The organism is Nonomuraea sp. NPDC049421 (assembly GCF_040677005.1).
GTDB lineage: Bacteria > Actinomycetota > Actinomycetes > Streptosporangiales > Streptosporangiaceae > Nonomuraea > Nonomuraea salmonea.
Genome location: NZ_JBFAQA010000043.1, coordinates 50159 through 69708 on the forward strand (window position 1 = coordinate 50159; position 19550 = coordinate 69708).

Sequence of the window (19550 nt, forward strand, 5' to 3'; positions counted from 1 at the left end):
GTGTCGGTGATGATGAACCGCTTGCGGCCGTTGACCTTCTTGCCCGCGTCGTAGCCGCGACTGCCGCGGCCGACGGCTCAATGTGGCTTTCCCGGGGCTGCGCTCCGGGGCCTTGCCGGCCGGAGCGGCGATCGGGCAGGACCGCCGCCCCGATATCGCCGGCAGTTCAGAGGATCCTGATCCCCTGGATGCGGACCCCACCGGGATGGTTCGGCCAGGTGAACACGGTCCACTTCGGGATCGGCTGAGCCGGCTGCCATCTTCCGTCCCCGTACCACTGGACGCGGTTGTTACCGGTGGAGATCCGGGTGACCCACCAGACGTTCAGGTCGTACCTGTCCTCTCCGGCGTTGGCGTAACAGTAGTCGCGCGACGAGCTGATGCTTGTGTGGATGGTGACGCGTACGAGGTCGGTCCGGTCGCCGCACGGGACCTCATTGATCGCGTACGCCGCCGTCGGGAAGGCGACGGCAAGTGAGGCCGTCACCGCGACGGACGCCAGAGTGGCCAGGGCCGCGCGTGAGGTGATGCGTTTCATGGACTTCTCCTTTGCGGGTGAGATTCATGCGGTGGAAATGGAGCCGGACTATCCGCAGACTTGGCCGAGGGCGAAGCAGATGGCCTTGGCGACGGGCTCGGGGGACAGGGCGAAGGGTGGGACGCCGGCCGGCCAGAAGGCGGTGTCGGTCATGCCGGGGTTGACGAGCGTGACGCCGACGCCGCGGCTGGTGGCCTACATCCGCAGGTTCTCGGCAATGCCGGTGACGGCTCACTTGGTGGCGGAGTAGAGGTTGGCGGGGCTGTTCTTCAGGCCGGTGACGCTGCCGATGAGCACCAGCCGTCCGCCCGTGGTCTCGAGGTGAGGCAGGGCGGCGTTGGCCGGTCTCGTCGAGGAAGGACTTGAGTTCGGTCTCGTCGCGGCCGGTGACGGCACGCGGTGGCCGCGGTCGAGGAGCAGCCGTGCGGTGTGGGCGCCGATGCCGCTGGTCGCGCCGGTGATCAGTACGGTCTTGCCCGTCATGGTCACTCCCGGGTGCTGGAGGTCCTGGTGGTGCGTCACAGGAGGGCGTCGACGGTGATGGGCGGCCCGATCACCACTACAAAAGCTGGTCGGACAGGGTCCATCTCCGTGTCGCAGGTCGCGTTCGATTCGCTGAACCCAGGAAACCCGCCTGGCCGGGAGCGAGACAGAGCGCATTTATGGGGGGATAAGCTCAACCCCCTTATCGTCGGCGCCTGCGCGAACCCTGCGGTTACCGTGGGAGCATGGACGACCGGTCCGACAACCGCGACCAGATCCGGGACTTCCTCACCATCCGGCGCGCGAAGCTCACTCCGGAGCAGGTCGGGCTGCCCACCGGCGGCCGGCGCCGGGTCCCCGGGCTGCGCCGCGAGGAGGTCGCGGTGCTGGCCGGGGTGAGCACCGAGTGGTACACCCGGCTGGAGAAGGGCCACATCAGCGGCGTATCGGAAGAGGTACTCGACGCGGTCGCCCAGGCCCTTCGCCTGGACCAGGACGAACGCACCTACTTGTTCGACCTGGCTCAGGCCGCCCGGCCCGCCCGCCGCGCGCCTTCGCGCCGCAAGGACGTCCAGGTCCCGCCGCGCGTCCAGTGGCTGCTGGACTCCATGACGATATCGGCGGCGTTCGTACGCAACGGCCGCCAGGACATCGTCGCCCACAATGCGCTGGCTCGCGCCCTGCTCGCGCCGGTCTTCGACAGCCCTGCCACCACACGTCACGGCCGCGCCAACCTCGCCCGCTACATCTTCCTCGACCCGGGTTCCCAGCGGTTCTTCGTCAACTGGGACGCGGCCACCGCCGTCAGCGCCGCGCTGCTGCGCGCCGAGGCCGGACGCGAGCCCCACGACCGGGCGCTACGCGACCTCGTCGGCGAGCTGTCCACGCTCAGCACCGCGTTTCGCGGCCGGTGGGCCGCCCACGACGTGCGCATCCGCCACGCCGGCGGCAAGCGGCTGTGGCACCCGCAGGTCGGCGACCTGGAGCTGACCTACCAGTCCCTTGACCTGCCCATCTCCAGCCGGACAGTGTACGACCTCACCATCTACACCGCGGAGCCGGGCAGCACCTCCGAAGAGCGGCTCAAGCTCCTGACCAGCCTGGCAGCCACCCAGCCGGCACACCCCACCAGCCAACCGCGTTGAAGCGCGCCGACTTGCTCACGGCCTGCAACTCGGGCGCCCCAGGACCCACGGGCCATCTGCAAGCAGGCAGCCGCCGCGCGTGCGGAAGGTCTCGGCCCGGGTGAGAAAGTCCGGGGCGTTGAAGTCCAGCCGGTTCCCTGCGGCGTCGACCAGCTCGCGTTCGAGCCGGGCGGCGAACTCCCGTGCCTGCTTCTCGCTGGGCAAGCTCTTGCGCACGGGTCGTCGGGGAACATGTGGGCGGGATCGTCGTCGGGCTCTGCGTACAGCAAGCACATGCCCTCGGGGCTGAGCTGAGCGAGGTCAACGAGTTCGCCGGCGATGGCGGGTCCGTCGACACCTGGTCGTCCGGACAGCGGCCGGTACATGTTGCCCCCGCGACACGTCTCCCCCTTGTACGTCTTGCATTCTTGTATGACAATATTCCGCGTCTAACAAGTGAGCTTGACGAGAGGTGCGCTGCCGCATGCGAACACCCGACTGGCCCCTGACGGCGACCCGCTGGACGCAACTGACGCTGGCCGAGGACGACCCGGCGCACCTCGACGTCGACTTCTGGACCTCGGTCATGCGGGACAGCAGGTCGAACGCGGTCTGCGTCAGCGCGGGCGGCTACATCGCCTACTACCCGACCCGCATCCCGTACCACCACCGCAGCACCTTCATGGGCGACACCGACCCGTTCGGCGCGCTCGTGGAGGCGGCCAGAGGGCTCGGCATGCACGTCATGGCCAGGGTGGACCCCCACGCCGTGCACGCCGACGCGGCCACGGCCCATCCCGAGTGGCTGGCGTGCGACCAGGAGGGGGCGCCGATCGAGCACTGGTCACATCCCGGCATCTGGCTGACCTGCGCCTTCACCGGCTACCACCGCGAGTTCGTCACCGAGGTGGCCAGGGAGATCGTGCGCGAGTACGACGTGGACGCGATCTTCGCCAACCGGTGGGAGGGCTACTACGGCATCTCCTACAGCGAGGCCGCGCGGCGCTCGTTCCGCGACGACACGGGGTTCGAGCTGCCGAAGCGCGAGCACGACACGACCGACCCGGCCTGGACCGCGTACGTGGCCTGGCGACGGCGCCGGCTCAGCGAGCTGGTCTCGATCTGGGACGCGGCGGTCAAGGACCTGCGGCCGCACGCCCGCTTCATCCCCAACCTGGGCGCCTTCGCCGCCCGCGACCTGGAGCCCGAGCTGGTCAAGCGGGTCTACCCGCTGTTCGTGGTGGACAAGCAGGGACGCTCGGGCATCGAGGCGCCGTGGGCGGCCGGCCGGGTGGCCAAGCGCAGCAGAGGCCTGTTCCCCGACCGGCCGGTCGGGCTCATCACCTCGGTCGGGCCCGAGTACCACCAGCACCGGTGGAAGGACTCGGTGGCCCCGCCGGAGGAGGTCCGGACGTGGATCGTGGACGGGTTCGCGCAAGGCGCGTTCCCCTGGTTCACCAAGTTCAACGCCACCGTCTCCGACCCGCGCTGGGTGCCGGCCGTGGTGGACGCGTTCGGGCTGCACGCGAAGCTGGAGCCGGTGCTGGCGCCGATGCCGGTCACGGCCGAGGTGGCGCTGGTCGACCCGAGCAGGGCGGGCCGGATCAGGAGCGGGGCGGCGCACTCCTTCCCCGACGAGGACGGCTTCTACCAGGCCTTGGTCGAGGCGCGGATCCCGTTCGACCTGCTGGCCGACCAGGTGCTGTCGGCCGAGCGGCTGCGGCCGTACAAGGTGCTGGTGCTGGCCAACGCCGAGCAGCTCAGTGACGAGCAGTGCGCGGCCGTCCGCGACTACGTGGCCGCCGGCGGCGGCCTGGTCGCCGCGCACCAGTCCTCCCTGTACGACGAGCACGGCGAGCCCCGGGCCAACTTCGGCCTGGCCGACGTCTTCGGCGCGGACCTGGTCAGCCCGCTCAGAGGCCCGATCAAGAACAACTACATCGCCCTGACCGGCGAGCACCCGGTCAGCGGCGGCTTCGGCCCGGCCCGGCGGATCATCGGCGGCACCCGGCTGCTCGGCGTCGAGGCCAGGCCGGGCACGCAGGTGCCGTTCCGGTTCGTGCCGGACTTTCCCGATCTGCCGATGGAGGAGCTGTACGCCAGGAAGGACCCCGACGCCCCGGCCGTGATCACCAGGGAGGGGCCGGGCCGGGTGGTCTACATCCCGTTCGACCTCGGGGCGATCTTCTGGGAGACGCTCCAGGCCGATCACGGCCGGCTGATCGCCAACGCGGTGCGCTGGGCGCTCGGCGGCGAGCCCGAGGCCACCGTACGCGGGCCTGGGCTGGTCGACCTGGCCGTGCGCCGCGACGAGCACGGCCTCGCGGTCACCGTGGTCAACCTGACCAACCCCATGGCGATGCGCGGCGCCATCAGGGAGACCATCCCGCTGCCGCCGCAGACGGTCTCCGTCGCGCTGCCGCCGGACGCGGCGGGGGCCACGGCCCGGCTGCTGGTGGACGGGAGCGAGGTCCCCGTCGCCGTCCGCGACGGCCGGGCCGAGGTGGAGCTGACCGGTGCCGGGCTCATCGAGGTCGTGCACCTGACCTGGGAGCCGAGGTGAGCCGGGTCTGGTGGCGCGAGCCGTTCCGGATGTTCCAGACCAACCTCCGCGAGGTGGACGCCGGGCTGGACGTCGAGCGGGTGCTGGACCGGCTGGAGGAGTTCGGCGCGAACGCCTGGCTGATCAGCGTCGGCGGCATCCTGTCGAACTATCCGACCGGCCTGGACTTCCAGACGCGCAACCCGCACCTGGCCGAGCGCCCGTCCGGCGACCTGATCGGCGACGCGGTGGCGGCGGCCCGGCGCAGGGGCGTGCGCGTGCTGGCCAGGATGGACTTCTCCAAGATCGACCACCGGCGGGCCGAGCGGCATCCCGAGTGGTGCTTCGTCTCGCCCGCCGGCGAGCGGCAGGTCTACAACGGCCTCACCAGCGTGTGCCCGAGCGGCGACTACTACCAGGTCAAGCTGTTCGAGGTGATCGGGGAGGTGCTCGACCGCTACGAGATCGACGGCTTCTTCCTCAACTGGATGTCGTTCAACGAAGTGGACTACAGCCGCAGATACTGGGGCGTCTGCCACTGCCTGGCCTGCGCCCGCCGCTACGACGGTGAGCTGCCGGAACGGGCGGACTCCCGGTGGCGCGCGTTCACGCGTGCGACGCTGGACGACCTGCACGCCAGGATCCGGGCCGAGATCGCCCGGCGCAGGCCCGAGGCGGCGCTCATCCTGGGCGAGCACGCCGACATCGTCTTCCACGAGGCGAACAACGCCGTCGGCCGGCCCCTCTGGCACCACAGGACCAGCGAGCACGTCAGCGCCGCCAAGGCGTATCGGCCCGAGGTGCCGGTGCTGGTCAACTCGGTGGGGTTCGTGGACATGCCGTACCGGATGGCGGGGGAGGAGCCTCACCATTTCGCCCAGTATCTGCTGCAGGCGATCTCGCGGGGGGCGATCCCGTCCACGTACATCATGGGGACGCCGGACGACAGCCCGTACGAGTGCCTGGAGATCGCCGGCGAGCTGACCCGGTTCCACCGCGACCACGCAGAGGTCTACCGGGACCTGGTCTCCGAGGCGCGCACGCTGCTGGTCCGCCCCGAAGGGGAGCGGGCCGAGTTCCAGGGGCTCTACCTGGCGCTGCTGGAGCGGCACGTGCCCTTCGACGTGCTGCCCGAGGAGAAGCTGGCGGCGAGCGACCTGTCCAGGTACGAGCTGGTCGTGCTGCCCGACGCCGGCGCGCTGAGCCGTCCCGGCGTGCTGGACGCCTACGCCGAGGCGGGCGGCACCGTGCTGGCGACCGGGTCGAGCGACCCCGGGCTCGCCTGCCTGCCCGTCGCCCGCCGGCTGGCCGCGTACACGACGGAGGAGTCCGTCCGCTCGCTGCACCTGCGCGGTGACCGCGGGATGGTGCCGGTGATCGGCGCCTTCCACGTGGTCGAGCCCGCGCCGGGAGCGGAGACGGGCCTGCCCGCGCTCTCCAGGGCCAGGTACGGCCCGCCGGAGAAGTGTCACGGTCATCTGGAGACCGGCCATCCCGGCTGGCTGAGCGCCCCCTACGGCCGGGGGAGGGGCGTGCTGATGCCGTGGACGGTCGGGCGCGGTTACCGGGAGACCGGGCTGAGCGCCCATCGCGACCTGTTCGCCGACCGCCTGCCCGCCGGCCTCGCCGTCGGGACGGGGCTGCCCGAGCAGGCGGAGATCGTGCCCGCCCGCGCCGGGGACCTCCGGGTGATCCATCTGCTGAACCGCTCGGGCGACGCCGACCAGCGCTTCCGCCGCCCGCTGCCGATCGCGGAATCGTGGCTCGACCTGCCCTGGCCGGGCGAGTGGGAGGCGCACGCGCTGCGCGCGGACCGCCCCCTGGAGGTGGACGGCGGCCGGGTGCGGCTGCCGGAGATCGGCCTCTTCGAAGTCGTGAAATTGTCAAACAAGTATTCATGACCTATTGACGGTCTCGTAAGACAAATGAACACTGGACCATCACCGGGGTAGCCGGTCCCCTGTGAGAACGACGGGAGAACAACGTGATGAGCGGACTGGATCGGCGGGGGTTTCTGAAGCTGGCTGCGGCCGGGGCACTGGGGGCCGGCCTGACGGCGTGCGGCGCCGGCGGCTCGGGCGGCGGTGACGGCACCACGCTGCGGTACGCGTGGTGGGGCAACAACGTCCGGCAGCAGAACTACACGAAGGCACTCAAGGAGTTCATGGCCAAGAACCCGGGCATCCAGGTCGAACCGGAGTTCGCCGACTACACCGCCTTCCAGGAGCGCATGACCACCCAGATGGCCGCCCGCGACGTGGCCGACATCTTCTGGGTCGCCTCGGCGCAGGTCATGACGTACCACAAGAGCAACATCTACCGGCGCCTCGACGAGGTGCCCAGCGTCGACCTGGCCGACTACTCCAAGGAGGAACTGGAGTCGTTCAAGCTGGGCGGGCAGCTCAACACCATGCCGTTCGGCATCTTCGTCCCCGTCTTCCGCTACAACGAGACGTTCGCCGAGGAGGACGGCGTCAAGCTGCCGCCGGCCGACGCCGACTGGGACGCCTGGTCGGAGTTCCTCATCGACTACTCCAAGGACAACCCGAAGCAGCGCAAGGGCATGCCGTACGAGGCCGACGCCGACATGGTGTTCGAGGCCTGGCTGCGCCAGCGCGGCGAACTGCTCTGGAGCGAGGACGGCAGGCCCGGCTTCACCGCCGACAGCGTCCGGGCCTGGTTCGACTGGTGGGACAAGATGCAGAAGGCCGGCGCGGTGCTGACGCTGAGCGAGCAGGAGGGCATGGGCCCCGACTGGGCTCTGGTCGGCAAGAAGGTGCTGGCCAAGGTCGGCAACTCCAACCACATCATCGACGACGCCAAGATGTTCCCCGACTACTCCTTCAAGCTGCGCAGCGTTCCCGTGGCCAAGGACGCGCAGGCCGGGCACCCGTTCCTGTACTACCCCCGGATGGCCATCTACCAGGGCATCGACGACGGCAAGCTGGAGGCCGCGGGCAAGCTCATCAGTTACAACACCAACGACCCAGCGATGATCAAGACCGTCGGCCTCACCATGGGCGCGCCGGTCAACTCCAAGGTCTTCGAGCAGACGCTGGCCGCTGCGCAGGGCGACGACAAGGAGTCGCTCGACGCCGTACAGGTCAGCCGCAAGGCCGAGCGCCGCCCCCGCTTCGAGGCGCCCCCCGGCACCAGCACCTGGCGCACCGCCATGGCCAGGGTCGCCGAGGAGATCTCACTCGGCCGCCTGAGCACCGCCGACGGCGCCAAACGACTGCTCGACGAGATCTCGGCCGGCATCGCCCGCGCCAAGTAGGAACCCCCATGTCGAAGCTCCATCGTCAGGGCGGCGCCGCACACGTCTTCCTGATCCCCTGGTGGCTGGGCCTCGTCCTGGTCACGGCCGTACCTCTGATCGCCTCCCTCTACCTGGCCTTCACCGACTACAACATCCTCAGCTCGCCGAAGTTCAACGGCCTGGAGAACTTCCAGCGCATGTTCCAGGACGACTACTTCTGGGCCGCCGTCCGCGTGACCGCGGTCTACGTCGTCGTCTCCATCCCGCTGCAACTCGGCTTCGCGCTGCTGCTCGCCCTGATCCTCGACCGCGGACTGCGCGGCCTGGCCTTCTACCGCAGCGCCTTCTACCTGCCCTCGCTGCTCGGCACCAGCGTCGCCGTGGCCATCCTGTGGCGGCAGATCTTCGGCGACAACGGCCTGGTCGACCGGGCGCTGTCACTCTTCGGCCTCGAACTCGGGAGCTGGCTGCAGAACCCCAGCCTGTCGCTGTCCACCCTGATCGTGCTGAACGTCTGGACCTTCGGCTCACCCATGGTGATCTTCCTGGCCGGACTGCGCCAGATCCCCGAGGAGCTGTACGAGGCCGTCAAGGTGGACGGCGCCGGAATCGTGCGCCAGTTCACCGCGGTCACGATCCCCCTGCTCACCCCGATCATCTTCTTCAACCTGATCCTGCAGACGATCGGCGCGTTCCAGACCTTCACCCAGGCCCACGTCGTCAGCGGCGGCACCGGAGGCCCCGCCAACTCGACGCTGTTCTACACGCTCTACATCTACCAGCAGGGATTCACGAACTTCGACATGGGCTACGCCTCCGCGCTGGCCTGGGTGCTGATGGCGGCCATCGGCCTGGTGACCGCCGTGCACTTCGTCCTGTCGAGGTACTGGGTCTTCTACGGAGACGACTGATGACGACCGCGACGACCTCGCTCGACTCCTCGCGCGCCCGCACCACGGCGGTCCTGCGCCGGCGCGGGCGCCGGGACCTGCTCAAGCACCTCGGCCTGGGCGTCTTCGTGCTGCTGATGCTCTATCCGCTGATCTGGATGATCGTCAGCTCGCTCAAGCCCGACCACCTCATCCTGACCGAGCCGGGGCTCATCCCCAGCGAGGTCACCTTCGACAACTTCGTCGCGGGCTGGAACGCGCTCAACCGGCCGTTCACCGTCTTCTTCCTCAACTCGCTGCTGGTCACCGTCGGCTCGATCATCGGCAACCTGTTCTCCTGCTCCCTGACCGCGTACGCGCTGGCCCGGCTGGAGTTCAGGATGCGCGGGGTCTATCTGGCCATCACGCTGCTGTCGGTGATGCTGCCGATGCACGTGCTGGTGATCCCGCAGTACATCTTCTTCTCGCAGCTCGACCTGGTGAACACCTACTATCCGCTGCTCATCCCGAAGTTCCTGGCCACCGACGCGTTCTTCATCTACCTGATGGTCCAGTTCATCAGGACGATCCCGCGTGACCTGGACCGCGCGGCCTGGATCGACGGCTCGGGCCCGTTCCGCACCTTCTGGTACGTGGTCCTCCCGCTGATGCGGCCCGCCCTGGTCACCACCACGATCTTCACCTTCATCTGGACCTGGAACGACTTCTTCGTCCCGCTGATCTATCTCACCTCGCCGAAGATGTTCACGGTGCCGGTGGCGCTGAACTCCATGGTCGACTCCGAGACGCAGGGCGGCGTGGGCATGTTGTTCGCGATGTCGCTGGTGTCGCTGCTGCCGGTGCTCATCTTCTTCGCCATCGCCCAGAAACAGCTCATCCGCGGCATCGCCACCACGGGGCTCAAATGAGAATCATCATCACCGGCGACCACGACGAGCTCGCCCGCCGCCGCATCCGCAGGGCGGCCGGTGCCGCGCACGTCGAGTTCGCCGCCGACCCGGGCGACGGCATCGAGCTGGCCGACGCCGTCGTCGGGAAGGTGCCCGAGCCGCTGCTGGCCAAGGCGGGCCGGCTGCGCTGGGTGCACAGCCCGGCGGCGGGCGTGGACGGCGTCCTGTCCGAGGGGCTGCTGGCGAGCGACGTCACGCTCACCTCCGCCACCGGCAACGGCGCGATCCCGCTGGCCGAGCACGCGATGCTGCTGCTCCTCATGCTCGACAGGGACGTGCCGCGCTGGCTGCGCGCCCAGTCCGAGCGCCGCTGGGAGCGCTACACGCACGGCGAGCTGGCCGGCAAGACCATCGGCCTGTACGGGCTGGGCCACGCGGGGCTCGACCTGGCCGCCAAGGCGAAGGCGTTCCACATGCGGGTGCTGGGCGTGCGCAGGAAGGACGCCCCCGCGCCCGGCGTGGACAAGCTGCTCGGCCAGGACGAGTTCCCGCGCTTGCTGGCCGAGTCGGACTACGTGGTGGTCACCGCGCCGCTCACCCCCGTCACCGCGGGACGGTTCGGCCGGGCGGAGTTCGCCGCGATGAAGCCCACGGCCTGCTTCGTCTGCGTCTCACGCGGCGGCATCGCCGACGACGACGCCCTGCTGGACGCGCTGCGCCGGGGTCAGATCGCCGGCGCGGGCCTGGACGCCCACGGCGTGGAGCCGCTGCCGCCGGCCAGCCCGTTCTGGTCGCTGCCGAACGTCATCGTCACCCCGCACAACGGCGCCACCACCCGCGAGACCGCGGGCCGCGGCCTGGACATCCTGCTGGACAACCTGGGCCGTTTCGTCAGGGGCGAGCCGCTGCGCAACGTCGTCGACAAGGCCGCCGGCTACTGAGGTTCCGAGTATACTTGTCTGACGATTTTGCCTTTTCTGGGAGGAGTTCCATGGACGGTAAGCCCAGCTTTCCTCTCGGACCGTCATCACTGACGGAAGCGCTCTACGAGTCGGTCCGCAAGCGCATCGTCAACGGCGACATCGCCCCGGGGGAGAAGCTCACCGAGATCCGGATCGCCAACGAGTACAGCGTCGCACGCCCCACCGCAAAGGCCTGCCTCGAACGGCTGACCGCGCTCGGGCTGCTGCGCCGTACCACGCACAAGACCGCCGTCGTCCCCAAGCTGGACGAGGCGGAGATCCGCGACCTCTACTTCAGCCGCGAGACCGTCGAACGGGCGGCGGTCGTGGCGCTGGCCCGCGCCGGCACGGTGCCGCCCGAGGCGGTGCGCGCCCAGGCGGCGATGAGGGCGGCGGCCGGCGACGCGGCCCAGCACGGCTCCGACCAGGGATCCCATGCCGGGGCGTTCGCCACTCAGGTCGAGGCCGACATCGCCTTCCACTCCGCGCTGGTGGCCGCTGTCGGCAGCCGCCGCCTGGCGCGGATGCACGAGGTCATCCTCGGCGAGGTGCACCTGACCATGGGCCAGTTCCAGGCTCACCGCACCACGGACCCGATGAACGTGGCGCACGAGCACGACGACATCCTCAAGGCCATCGGCGACGGCGACCCCGAGCGGGCGCAGCAGTGCCTGGCCCACCATCTCGACCAGGCCCAGGGGCGGCTGCTCGGCCAGCTGCGCCGCGAACGATCGGAAGAGGCCCACACGTGACCAGGTGGAGCGTCAACTGTTCCCTCCTCTACACGGATCTGCCGCTGCTGGAGCGGCCCGCCGCGGCGGCGGCCGACGGGTTCACCGCCGTCGAGTTCTGGTGGCCGTGGCCGGTGGCGGTGCCGGACGACCGTGAGGTGGACGCGTTCGTCGCCGCGGTCGAGAACGCGGGCGTGCGGCTCACCGGGCTCAACTTCTTCGCTGGCGACATGCCGGGCGGTGACCGCGGCGTCGTGTCGTGGCCGGGCCGCTCGCGCGAGCTGCTCGACAACATCCCCGTAGTCGCCGCGATCGGCGAGCGGCTCGGCTGCCGCGCGTTCAACGCCCTCTACGGCAACCGGATCGGCGGCGCCGGCGCCGCCGAGCAGGACGAGCTGGCCGCCGAGCTGCTGACCGCCTGCGCCAAGGGCGTCTCGGGCACGGTGCTGCTTGAGCCGGTCAGCGGCGCGCCGCGCTACCCGCTGCTGACGGCCGCCGACGCCGTGGCCGTGCTCGACCGGCTGGCCGACGTGCCCAACCTCGGGCTGCTCGCCGACTTCTACCACCTGGCCGTCAACGGCGACGACGTGGCCGCCGCCATCGACCGGCACGCCGCGCGCATCGCCCACGTGCAGATCGCCGACGCCCCCGGCCGAGGTGCGCCCGGCTCGGGTGAGTTGCCGCTGCGGCAGTGGATCGACGACGTGTACGCCGCCGGATATGACGGATATATCGGCCTGGAATACCGCGCGGAAGGGCCCGGCGCCTTCGCCTGGCTGCCCCGCGAGCAACGCGCCGCCGACCCGGCCCCCGGCACGCGGCCATGAACGCGACCCCGCACACGGCCCGCGACGCCGCCCCGAACGCGACCCTGCACACGGCCCGCGACGCCGCCCCGAACGCGACCCGCGACGCCGTACCTGACACGGAAGGATCTTTCACGTGAGCGCCATCGCCTTCATCGGCCTCGGCATCATGGGCTCGCCCATGGCCGTCCACCTGGTCAAGGCCGGACATGCCGTGGCCGGGTACAACCGGTCGCCGGACAAGGCGAAGCCGCTGGCGGAGGCCGGCGGGCGGGTGGCCGGGTCGGTCGCCGACGCCGTGACGGGCGCCGAGGTCGTCGCGCTCATGGTGCCCGACTCGCCCGACGTCCAGGACGTGCTGACCGGCGACGACGGCGTGTTCGCGCACGCCGCCCCCGGCACGCTGATCATCGACTTCTCCTCCATCCGCCCCGACGTCACCCGCGAGCTGGCCGAGGAGGCGGACCGCAGGGGCCTGCGCTACCTCGACGCCCCTGTCTCCGGCGGCGAGGCCGGCGCCAGGAACGCCGCCCTGTCGATCATGGTCGGCGGCGCGGCCGGCGACTTCGAGGCCGCGCGGCCGATCTTCGAGGCGGTCGGCAAGACCGTCGTCCACGTCGGGCCGAGCGGCTCCGGCCAGACGGTCAAGGCCGCCAACCAGCTCATCGTGGCGGCCAACATCGAGGCGCTGGCCGAGGCCGTGGTGTTCCTGCGGGCGTACGGGGTGGACCTGGAGGCCGCGATGGACGTGCTCGGCGGCGGCCTGGCCGGCTCCGCCGTACTGACGCAGAAGCGGGCCAACATGACCGGGCACTCCTTCGAACCCGGTTTCCGCATCGCGCTGCACCACAAGGACATGGGCATCGTCACCTCTGCGGCCCGCGAGGCCGGCGTGGTGCTGCCGCTCGGGGCGCTCGTGGCCCAGCTCGTGGCCTCCGCGAACGCGAGCGGCGACGGCGGGCTCGACCACTCGGCGCTGCTGCGCGGCGTGGAGCGCCTCTCCGGCACCGCGTAGCTGGAGCTCCCGGTATGGGGAGCTCCATGGACGTCACCGCCGGGCGTCCGGGGTCAGCTGCAGCTCCACCGAGCCCAGTACGTGTTCCGGTAGTCGTCCGTGACCCACAGTGCGTGGACGATGTCGTTGTCGCCCAGGTAGATGTCGCCCGGCCAGGCGAGCGGGTCCGGATACGGGAAGATGACCGGCGCCCCGGTGGCTCCCCAGAACCCCGCGTCGTACCCGGTCGTGGTCGTGCGTTCGACCAGGCCGACGGTGTCGCCGGCGGTGTTCGCCGCCACCGGGCGGGCGCCCGCGCGGGTGTGCAGCACCGAGCCGTCGCTGTTCCACACGATGGCGACCTCGCCGCCCGACGTGGCCGTGCCGTAGCCCACCGGCCGGCCGCTGTTGTCGCTCTCCGTGATGGAGAAGCTGCTCACTCCGGCCGGCGTCTGCAGGTCGTGCAGGGTGCCGTCCGGGTACAACATTTTCTTGGACGTGAGCAGGATGCGGCCGTCCTTGTCGATGCTCACCGGGCGGCCCTGCCCGACGACGCGGTACGTCGAGTAGTTGGACGCCGGCCACACCACCACCGAGTTCCCGGAGCCGACGCCGGCCAGGCCGACGACGTCCCCCTTGTCGTTGATCGCGACCTCTTCGGTGTAGGTGGAGCCGGACACCTCGGCCAGCTTCACCTTGGACCCCGAGCCGGGCCGCCAGACGTACGGCTCCGACGGCCCTCCCCACGGGGTGAGGCTGCCGATCACCGTGCCACTGCTGTTGACGTCCTGCGGGGTGTCGCGTTTCTTGCCGTCCATGGTGGGCCACTTCGCCACGGTCTGGCCGTTGCGCCATAAGAAGCGGCCGTTGTCCTCGCTGGCGCCTACCGCGTACTCGCCGCTGGCGCTCGCGCCCGCGATCGAGGCGTAGTTGTCGCCGTTCTGGTCCGGGAGGTTGCCCAGGTAGGTGCAGGCCGTGGCGGCGGACGCGGGGCTCGCCGGCACCATGAGCCCGGCGGCGGCCAACGCGCTCGCCAGGATTGTGCGCACGTGCATACGCATGGAACTCCTCGCGGGTCGATCACCGGCTTTCAGGACGAGCTGCCGGATCGAGCGCAGCCTCCCAGCCGCCCATCAAGGGGACCTCGAATTGATATGGGGACGGCCCGTGGCAGGGCCGTTGAGAGGCCGTCTCTTTTGATCATGACTGCCGAATCTGAGAGACGGTTCCGTGCTGACGCCGAGGCTGTTCGGCGGTCAGTTCACGATCGCGCGGGTCGGCGATGGTGGCGAGTCCGCGCGATGCGTCGGCTGCGTTTGCCGGGCTTGCTACCCCACGGGGCGCGTCGTGGCCTGATGGAGGCGGCGGGCCTGCTCGGCGACCCGGCGGCCCAGGTGCTCGGCCGTGCGCAGGTCGGAGCCGTGCATCAGGTCGGGGCCCTCGTCGATGTTCGAGGCGGCTGCCGCCCCCAGCCAGACGCCCAGCCGGTTGAGCGCGTTCTGGCCGGAGGTGCTGGAGTTCCAGCCGGACAGCAGCCCCAGGCTGACCCAGAGCATGCCGTGCTGGGCCGCCAGCAGCGCCATGTACTGCAGCGTGTGCAGCTTGTCGCCGCTCTTGGACCCCGAGTTCGTGAACCCGGCGGCCAGCTTGCCCGTCCAAGCCTGCTCCGTCCAGCGCTCGACCGAGTTTCTGGCGAAGGTGTGGAACTCGGGGCTGGCCGATCCCATGTACGTCGGCGACCCGAACACGATGGCGTCGGCCGCGTCCAGCAGCGACCACTCCTGCTCGGTGATGCCGTCCACCGAGACCAGCTCCACCTTGACGCCGTCCACGGACGCCGCCCCGGTGCGGACCGACTCGGCCAACCGCGCCGTGTGCCCGTACCCGCTGTGGTAGACCACCACCAGCGTCGATTCGTCCCTCATCACGATTCCCTTCTTCAGGAGGTACGCCTCCAGGGTGGCCGCCACGCGCCGTCCGCTGACCACCCGTCCGGGTGGGCCCGCCCACCCGGACGAGCGGGCGGAGCGGGTGAGGGGGCTCACTACCATCGAGGCCATGGCTGAGTCGTGGTCGGCCGCCCTGACGGCGGCGCTGAGGGTGATGCACGCGCCGCTCGACGGCGTCCTGCCGGCGTTGTCGGCCGTGCTGTCCGATCTGGTGCCCCATGACGGGCTGGTGCTGTTCACCGGGGACTGCCTGCTGATGTCCCCGCTGCTCACCCACGGGATGGAGGTGAGCGCCGACGAGGTGAACCGGCTGCTCCCGCTGGTGGCCGTCGACCGTCCCTGGTTCGGCCCGTTCACGCTGGCGGGGGCCGAACGGCAGGTGCTGGCCGTGGCCGTCAAGCCGCAGAGGAGTCCGGGCGGCATCCTGGCCGTCGCGATGACCCGGCCGCCCGCCCCGGAGACCCGGCAGATCATCGCCGGGCTCGCCGAGCTGACGGTCGTGCACCTGGCCCACCGGGTGGCGCGCACCGAGCCGCACGCCCTGGCGGATCCGCCCGTCACGGCCGTGGAGGACCTCGCCGACGCCTACGCCACCACGCTGACCTCGCTGCTCGGCGTCCTGCGATCACGGCGGCTCGACGACGCCGCCGCCCGGCGCGTGGCGATCGAACTGGCCGTGCCCGCGCTGCTCGAGACCAGGGCGGGCGGCGAGCGTGACCTGGGACAGGAGGAGGCGGGCCAGGCGTTCGACGCGCTCGCGGAGAAGCTCTCCCTGCTCACCCGCTACCACGATCTCACCCTCGAACTGGCCGGCCCGGACCGGCGCGACAGGCCGCTGCCCCACGAGGTGGCCAGGGCGGCCAGGGCCGTGGTTCGGGGCGCGGTGCTGGCGATGCTCCAGCAGGGCGGGCTGAGCAGGGTCAGGCTCGCCTGGGAGGTGGAGGACTCGCTGCTGCGGGTGAGCGTGCGCGACGACGGAGCCGGTTCGCTCGCGGCCGACGCCCTGGCGGTGCACCGGCTGCGTGACCGGGTGGCGGCGCTGGGCGGCACGCTCGGCGTGGACGCGGTCCAGGGCTGGGGCACGACCATCACCGCCGACCTGCCGTTCGGCCCGGTACGCCCCCGCCCCCATGGCCCGCTGGGCGCGCTCAATCCCCGCGAGCGCGACGTCCTCGGACACCTGGCGCTCGGCCACCGCAACCGCGCGATCGCCGCCCGGCTGAACATCAGTGAGAACACGGTCAAGTTCCACGTCGCCAACATCCTCGGCAAGCTCGGCGTGAGCTCGCGAGGGGAGGCCGCCGCGCTGGCCCACGGCCTGACGGGCGCGCGCGGGGCCTGACTCCCTCAGCTGTGACGATCGATGAGGCGCGTGAGCAGGTCGATCAGGTGCCGCTGGTCATCATCTCAACTGGTCGCTGACCAGCAGTGTTGCGACGACCCCCTGAACCTGAGGGATTCACCCCACAGGAATGGCGGCGATACATCCCTGGCGAGTCATACCGGCCTGCCTGCCCAGCATCTCAGCAGGAGGGCCAGGCGTTCTCGTCTGACGGGACACGCACGGGCTCCGGCAGTTGAGGGCGCCGCCGGGGACGCCGCTGGGAACGCCGCTACGGCTCGTCCCGCTGCCGGCGTCATGCTGCTCGCCGTGTTGCGCACGTTGTGTGATCCTTAGCCGGATGCGAAAGGCTCCGAGTGCGCTCGCTGTCCTGGTCCTTGCCGGTATGTATGTGCTGGCCGCTGACACGGCCCTGAGCGGTTCCGGGCGGACGGTCGACGACGCCGTCGAGTCGGCGTCGCGCTGGGCGGTGAGATATACCGCCCAAGGCGGGGTGCAGATGGTAGCGACGGCGGACGGCGGGGCATTGCTGTTCGCCGCGGAGGGTCGGCGGCGTGGCTGGTCGATGCTGCGCTGGGACGGAGGCTCCTGGAAGCGTGCCAGGCTGCCCGAACAGTTTGGCAAGGCCGGGCGCCTTGATGTGGCCGGTTCCGCATCTGGGAAGACGATCTGGGCGGTTGCGGCTGTCTACGGCGCGTACGACAGCGTGACAGAGCATCTTTGGCGATGGTCCGAGGGGCGCTGGACGCGACACCTTTCCCGAAGCGCGGAGTGGAACCAGGTCGTCGGCATGGCCGTGGACTCCCAAGACAACGCGTGGCTCGTCACCGGCATGGATCCCGACGGCGACTCCTCGAAGGTTCTGCATCGCAGGGGGAAGACATGGCGGGACGACACGCCCCCGGTGCGTTCCCTGGCCGGGGTCGCCGCGGCTCGCCCTGACGATGTCTGGGTGGTGACCGACCAGCAGATGAGCAACGAGGTGGCCATCACGCTGCACTGGAACGGCACAGATTGGAAGAAGGTCGATCACCCGTGCGAAGCGGGGTCGGCTCGGTCGCTGTGTCGCGGGCGGCGTTACCTCGGGCAGATGAGCCTGGCCGCACAGCCAGATGGCCGTGCGTGGGCGGTCGGCCCCGCATGGGCGGACGGTGGCAGCCCGGTCGTGCTGCGCTGGGACCGCACCCAATGGAAGCAGGTGAGTCTGAACGTGGTGCAGACGGCTTTGACCGCGGTGCGCACCGACCCGGCGAGTGGTCTGTGGATCGCCGCCAACCCTGCCTCTGGCGCCCCCTATGTGCTCAACCTTCGCAACGGCAGATGGACCAGATCAACCTTGCCCGGGGGCGGTCCGGCCGACCGCATCATCGGCATCGCTCCGGCGCCGGGCACGGCTCGGCTCTGGGTCCACATCGAGCGCCACGATCTCATCGGCGACCAGCCCGGCCACGAGAAGACCTCGCTGATATACGAGCTGGTTCAGTAAGGGATCTTGCAGCCGTGGAGTCAGAGCTCGGTTTCGCCGCCTTCATGCGCCGTACTGAGATGCCCGACCGTCGTGCTTCGGCCAAGGTGCCGATCCAGGTGGTGCTTGCCATGATGGCCGCACACGCAGCGACCGCCCACCCGCTTTGTGTGACTGTTCCTCGTCCGATCCCAATGGGCGGAAGGTCCTCAAAACGTCCGGTTATTGCCCTGGCTGCCGCAGGAGCGACGAGGTTACCTTTCTCGCAACAGCCGCTGCTCGACAGAAGAAAAGTCGTAGACCAGTGGGAAATCGCGAGAGAGGGACAATGAAGAAAACGACCTGGGCATCCGCGATCGCCCTGACCGCCGGGCTCCTGACCCTGGCCCCGTACGCGGCGCACGCCGATGCAACAGAGATTCGCAATACCGGCACGGTCGACATCGGCGCCGTCCGGTACAGGGACGGTGATTACGCAGTTGACGATAGATACGATGCCCTGATCCCAGGAGGGCGCTTTTCGGGCTACCCAAGCACTGCGGGCATCTGGGTCGGGCCGGGGTACTGCGTAAGAATCCGCGGCTGGCTCTGGGGGACTGAGCAAAACCCCCCGCCTCCGGAGGGTCTGACGGATCCCGTCGTCCTCACAGGGAACAGGCACGTCTGGTTCGGATCGGGTAGTTACGACGTGAGGGCCTTGCGGTCCACCGATCCCCTCTGCGCCAACGCGACCCGGAGCGCTGATCCTGGGCTCAATCTTCAGGCTGAGTGATCAGGCTGACGAACCTGAAAGCGCTGAACGCGTCAGAAAGCGCCTTTCTGCTCGCTGGAAGCCGCTTATTCCTCGATCCCTTCGCGGGATGAGCGGCACTCCAAAGGCACGGCTGTTTCCACTGCAGGAGATCCTCCTTCAGGCTGCACCGCCCGCCTACAGATTCATCCCGGAGCCCGCCGCGATGCCGGCGGGCTCCGGCATGCTCCGGAGAACGTGGGCTACGCCCCTGGCGTCTCGGACGCGGGCCCGGTCAGGAAGCGCAGGCCCTCCAGCAGGTCCTCCGAGGACGGCGCGGCGTCCGGGTCCACCAGCCACTGCGACGCCAGGCCGGCCACCAGCGTCTGGACCACCGCCCCCACTCTCTCGGAGTCGGAGCCGAACAGCTCCGCCAGTCCGAGCCTGGCCTGCTCTCCCGCCTTCGCGAACGCCTCGCGCATCTCGGGAGTGCGGGCCATGTGCGCGACCAGCTCGAACTGGATCACCCAGAGCGGCCTGGCCGTGGCGAAGGAGTCGATGACCTTGCCCCAGGTCGTCGCGAAGTCTCCTGGCTCGGCCAGCACGCGGCGCAGATCTTCGGCCCACTCCTGCATCGCCACCACCACGGCCTCGTTCAGCAGCGCGTCCTTGGTGCCGTAGTGGTAGCCGATCGCGGCCAGGCTCACGCCGGCCTCGGTGGCGATGTCACGTGCGGTGGTGCGGAAGTAGCCCTTGTCGTAGAGGCAGCGCTTCGCGCCTTCCAGAAGATCCTCTCGGTTTCCCATGTCCGTATGTTACACATACGTATTGCACAACTGTCTTAG

At 69.9% G+C, this 19550-nt stretch carries 20 protein-coding genes; 14 read left to right on the forward strand and 6 right to left on the reverse strand.

The window, feature by feature from the left end:
* Window positions 1-166: 166 nt before the first annotated feature.
* Entirely contained in the window at window positions 167-538 is a 372-nt protein-coding gene (locus AB0K18_RS45705; RefSeq protein WP_364928022.1) for a beta/gamma crystallin domain-containing protein, read from the reverse strand.
* Here AB0K18_RS45705 and AB0K18_RS45710 point away from each other — a divergent pair.
* Window positions 537-788 carry a hypothetical protein gene (locus tag AB0K18_RS45710; RefSeq protein WP_364928025.1) on the forward strand — a complete coding sequence of 84 codons (252 nt, stop codon included), beginning with the start codon at window positions 537-539 and terminating at the stop codon, window positions 786-788. The genes AB0K18_RS45705 and AB0K18_RS45710 overlap by 2 nt on opposite strands.
* On the opposite strand, the gene AB0K18_RS45715 is transcribed toward AB0K18_RS45710, so the two are convergent.
* On the reverse strand, window positions 770-1021 hold the full coding sequence (locus tag AB0K18_RS45715; RefSeq protein ID WP_364928028.1) for a hypothetical protein: 252 nt from the start codon (window positions 1019-1021) through the stop codon (window positions 770-772). The genes AB0K18_RS45710 and AB0K18_RS45715 overlap by 19 nt on opposite strands.
* Before the next feature lie 245 nt (window positions 1022-1266).
* On the opposite strand from AB0K18_RS45715, the gene AB0K18_RS45720 reads away from it, so the two are divergent.
* Entirely contained in the window at window positions 1267-2166 is a 900-nt protein-coding gene (locus AB0K18_RS45720) for a helix-turn-helix transcriptional regulator (RefSeq protein ID WP_364928031.1), read from the forward strand.
* A 15-nt stretch (window positions 2167-2181) separates the two neighbouring features.
* On the opposite strand, the gene AB0K18_RS45725 is transcribed toward AB0K18_RS45720, so the two are convergent.
* Entirely contained in the window at window positions 2182-2382 is a 201-nt protein-coding gene (locus AB0K18_RS45725) for a hypothetical protein (RefSeq protein ID WP_364928034.1), read from the reverse strand.
* A 247-nt stretch (window positions 2383-2629) separates the two neighbouring features.
* On the opposite strand from AB0K18_RS45725, the gene AB0K18_RS45730 reads away from it, so the two are divergent.
* The 9 genes from AB0K18_RS45730 to AB0K18_RS45770 all read left to right on the forward strand — a co-directional run bounded on the left by AB0K18_RS45730 (window position 2630) and on the right by AB0K18_RS45770 (window position 13240).
* Window positions 2630-4708: an alpha-amylase family protein gene (locus AB0K18_RS45730; RefSeq protein ID WP_364928037.1), complete on the forward strand. Its 2079-nt coding sequence runs from the start codon at window positions 2630-2632 to the stop codon at window positions 4706-4708.
* Window positions 4705-6588 carry an alpha-amylase family protein gene (locus AB0K18_RS45735; RefSeq protein WP_364928039.1) on the forward strand — a complete coding sequence of 628 codons (1884 nt, stop codon included), beginning with the start codon at window positions 4705-4707 and terminating at the stop codon, window positions 6586-6588. Before AB0K18_RS45730 ends, AB0K18_RS45735 begins: the two co-directional genes overlap by 4 nt.
* Window positions 6589-6674: 86 nt before the next feature.
* The gene (locus AB0K18_RS45740) at window positions 6675-7964 is read left to right on the forward strand and encodes an ABC transporter substrate-binding protein (protein WP_364928041.1); all 1290 of its coding nucleotides are present in this window, start codon (window positions 6675-6677) and stop codon (window positions 7962-7964) included.
* 8 nt (window positions 7965-7972) lie between these two features.
* A complete protein-coding gene (locus tag AB0K18_RS45745; protein WP_364928044.1) occupies window positions 7973-8857 on the forward strand; it encodes a sugar ABC transporter permease in 885 nt (294 codons plus the stop codon).
* On the forward strand, window positions 8857-9744 hold the full coding sequence (locus tag AB0K18_RS45750) for a carbohydrate ABC transporter permease (protein ID WP_364928046.1): 888 nt from the start codon (window positions 8857-8859) through the stop codon (window positions 9742-9744). The genes AB0K18_RS45745 and AB0K18_RS45750 overlap by 1 nt, the downstream gene beginning before the upstream one ends.
* Entirely contained in the window at window positions 9741-10667 is a 927-nt protein-coding gene (locus AB0K18_RS45755; protein ID WP_364928049.1) for a D-2-hydroxyacid dehydrogenase, read from the forward strand. Before AB0K18_RS45750 ends, AB0K18_RS45755 begins: the two co-directional genes overlap by 4 nt.
* 50 nt (window positions 10668-10717) lie before the next feature.
* Window positions 10718-11440, forward strand: a complete 723-nt coding sequence (locus AB0K18_RS45760; protein WP_364928052.1) for a GntR family transcriptional regulator — start codon at window positions 10718-10720, stop codon at window positions 11438-11440.
* Complete coding sequence (locus AB0K18_RS45765; protein WP_364928054.1) at window positions 11437-12246, forward strand: TIM barrel protein; 810 nt, start codon at window positions 11437-11439, stop codon at window positions 12244-12246. The genes AB0K18_RS45760 and AB0K18_RS45765 overlap by 4 nt, the downstream gene beginning before the upstream one ends.
* Window positions 12247-12361: 115 nt before the next feature.
* Window positions 12362-13240, forward strand: a complete 879-nt coding sequence (locus AB0K18_RS45770) for a 2-hydroxy-3-oxopropionate reductase (RefSeq protein ID WP_364928057.1) — start codon at window positions 12362-12364, stop codon at window positions 13238-13240.
* A gap of 53 nt (window positions 13241-13293) precedes the next feature.
* On the opposite strand, the gene AB0K18_RS45775 is transcribed toward AB0K18_RS45770, so the two are convergent.
* The gene (locus tag AB0K18_RS45775) at window positions 13294-14274 is read right to left on the reverse strand and encodes a hypothetical protein (RefSeq protein WP_364928059.1); all 981 of its coding nucleotides are present in this window, start codon (window positions 14272-14274) and stop codon (window positions 13294-13296) included.
* Window positions 14275-14547: 273 nt separating this feature from the next.
* Complete coding sequence (locus AB0K18_RS45780) at window positions 14548-15144, reverse strand: flavodoxin family protein (RefSeq protein ID WP_364928062.1); 597 nt, start codon at window positions 15142-15144, stop codon at window positions 14548-14550.
* Window positions 15145-15277: 133 nt separating this feature from the next.
* Here AB0K18_RS45780 and AB0K18_RS45785 point away from each other — a divergent pair, with 133 nt between their 5' ends.
* The 3 genes from AB0K18_RS45785 to AB0K18_RS45795 all read left to right on the forward strand — a co-directional run bounded on the left by AB0K18_RS45785 (window position 15278) and on the right by AB0K18_RS45795 (window position 18307).
* Entirely contained in the window at window positions 15278-16510 is a 1233-nt protein-coding gene (locus AB0K18_RS45785; protein ID WP_364928065.1) for a LuxR C-terminal-related transcriptional regulator, read from the forward strand.
* 385 nt (window positions 16511-16895) lie between these two features.
* A complete protein-coding gene (locus AB0K18_RS45790; protein ID WP_364928068.1) occupies window positions 16896-17996 on the forward strand; it encodes a hypothetical protein in 1101 nt (366 codons plus the stop codon).
* Between the two features lie 14 nt (window positions 17997-18010).
* On the forward strand, window positions 18011-18307 hold the full coding sequence (locus AB0K18_RS45795; protein WP_364928070.1) for a hypothetical protein: 297 nt from the start codon (window positions 18011-18013) through the stop codon (window positions 18305-18307).
* A gap of 661 nt (window positions 18308-18968) precedes the next feature.
* On the opposite strand, the gene AB0K18_RS45800 is transcribed toward AB0K18_RS45795, so the two are convergent.
* Window positions 18969-19511, reverse strand: coding sequence for a TetR/AcrR family transcriptional regulator (locus AB0K18_RS45800; protein ID WP_364928073.1), 543 nt, complete (start codon window positions 19509-19511; stop codon window positions 18969-18971).
* Between the last annotated feature and the right edge of the window lie 39 nt (window positions 19512-19550).

Coding starts and splice junctions, on each gene's coding strand:
- AB0K18_RS45710 (WP_364928025.1), top strand. CDS start 537: ATGGACTTCTCCTTTGCGGGTGAGATTCATGCGGTGGAAATGGAGCCG.
- AB0K18_RS45705 (WP_364928022.1), bottom strand. CDS start 538: ATGAAACGCATCACCTCACGCGCGGCCCTGGCCACTCTGGCGTCCGTC.
- AB0K18_RS45715 (WP_364928028.1), bottom strand. CDS start 1,021: ATGACGGGCAAGACCGTACTGATCACCGGCGCGACCAGCGGCATCGGC.
- AB0K18_RS45720 (WP_364928031.1), top strand. CDS start 1,267: ATGGACGACCGGTCCGACAACCGCGACCAGATCCGGGACTTCCTCACC.
- AB0K18_RS45730 (WP_364928037.1), top strand. CDS start 2,630: ATGCGAACACCCGACTGGCCCCTGACGGCGACCCGCTGGACGCAACTG.
- AB0K18_RS45740 (WP_364928041.1), top strand. CDS start 6,675: ATGAGCGGACTGGATCGGCGGGGGTTTCTGAAGCTGGCTGCGGCCGGG.
- AB0K18_RS45745 (WP_364928044.1), top strand. CDS start 7,973: ATGTCGAAGCTCCATCGTCAGGGCGGCGCCGCACACGTCTTCCTGATC.
- AB0K18_RS45750 (WP_364928046.1), top strand. CDS start 8,857: ATGACGACCGCGACGACCTCGCTCGACTCCTCGCGCGCCCGCACCACG.
- AB0K18_RS45755 (WP_364928049.1), top strand. CDS start 9,741: ATGAGAATCATCATCACCGGCGACCACGACGAGCTCGCCCGCCGCCGC.
- AB0K18_RS45760 (WP_364928052.1), top strand. CDS start 10,718: ATGGACGGTAAGCCCAGCTTTCCTCTCGGACCGTCATCACTGACGGAA.
- AB0K18_RS45775 (WP_364928059.1), bottom strand. CDS start 14,274: ATGCACGTGCGCACAATCCTGGCGAGCGCGTTGGCCGCCGCCGGGCTC.
- AB0K18_RS45780 (WP_364928062.1), bottom strand. CDS start 15,144: ATGAGGGACGAATCGACGCTGGTGGTGGTCTACCACAGCGGGTACGGG.
- AB0K18_RS45785 (WP_364928065.1), top strand. CDS start 15,278: ATGGCTGAGTCGTGGTCGGCCGCCCTGACGGCGGCGCTGAGGGTGATG.
- AB0K18_RS45790 (WP_364928068.1), top strand. CDS start 16,896: ATGTATGTGCTGGCCGCTGACACGGCCCTGAGCGGTTCCGGGCGGACG.
- AB0K18_RS45800 (WP_364928073.1), bottom strand. CDS start 19,511: ATGGGAAACCGAGAGGATCTTCTGGAAGGCGCGAAGCGCTGCCTCTAC.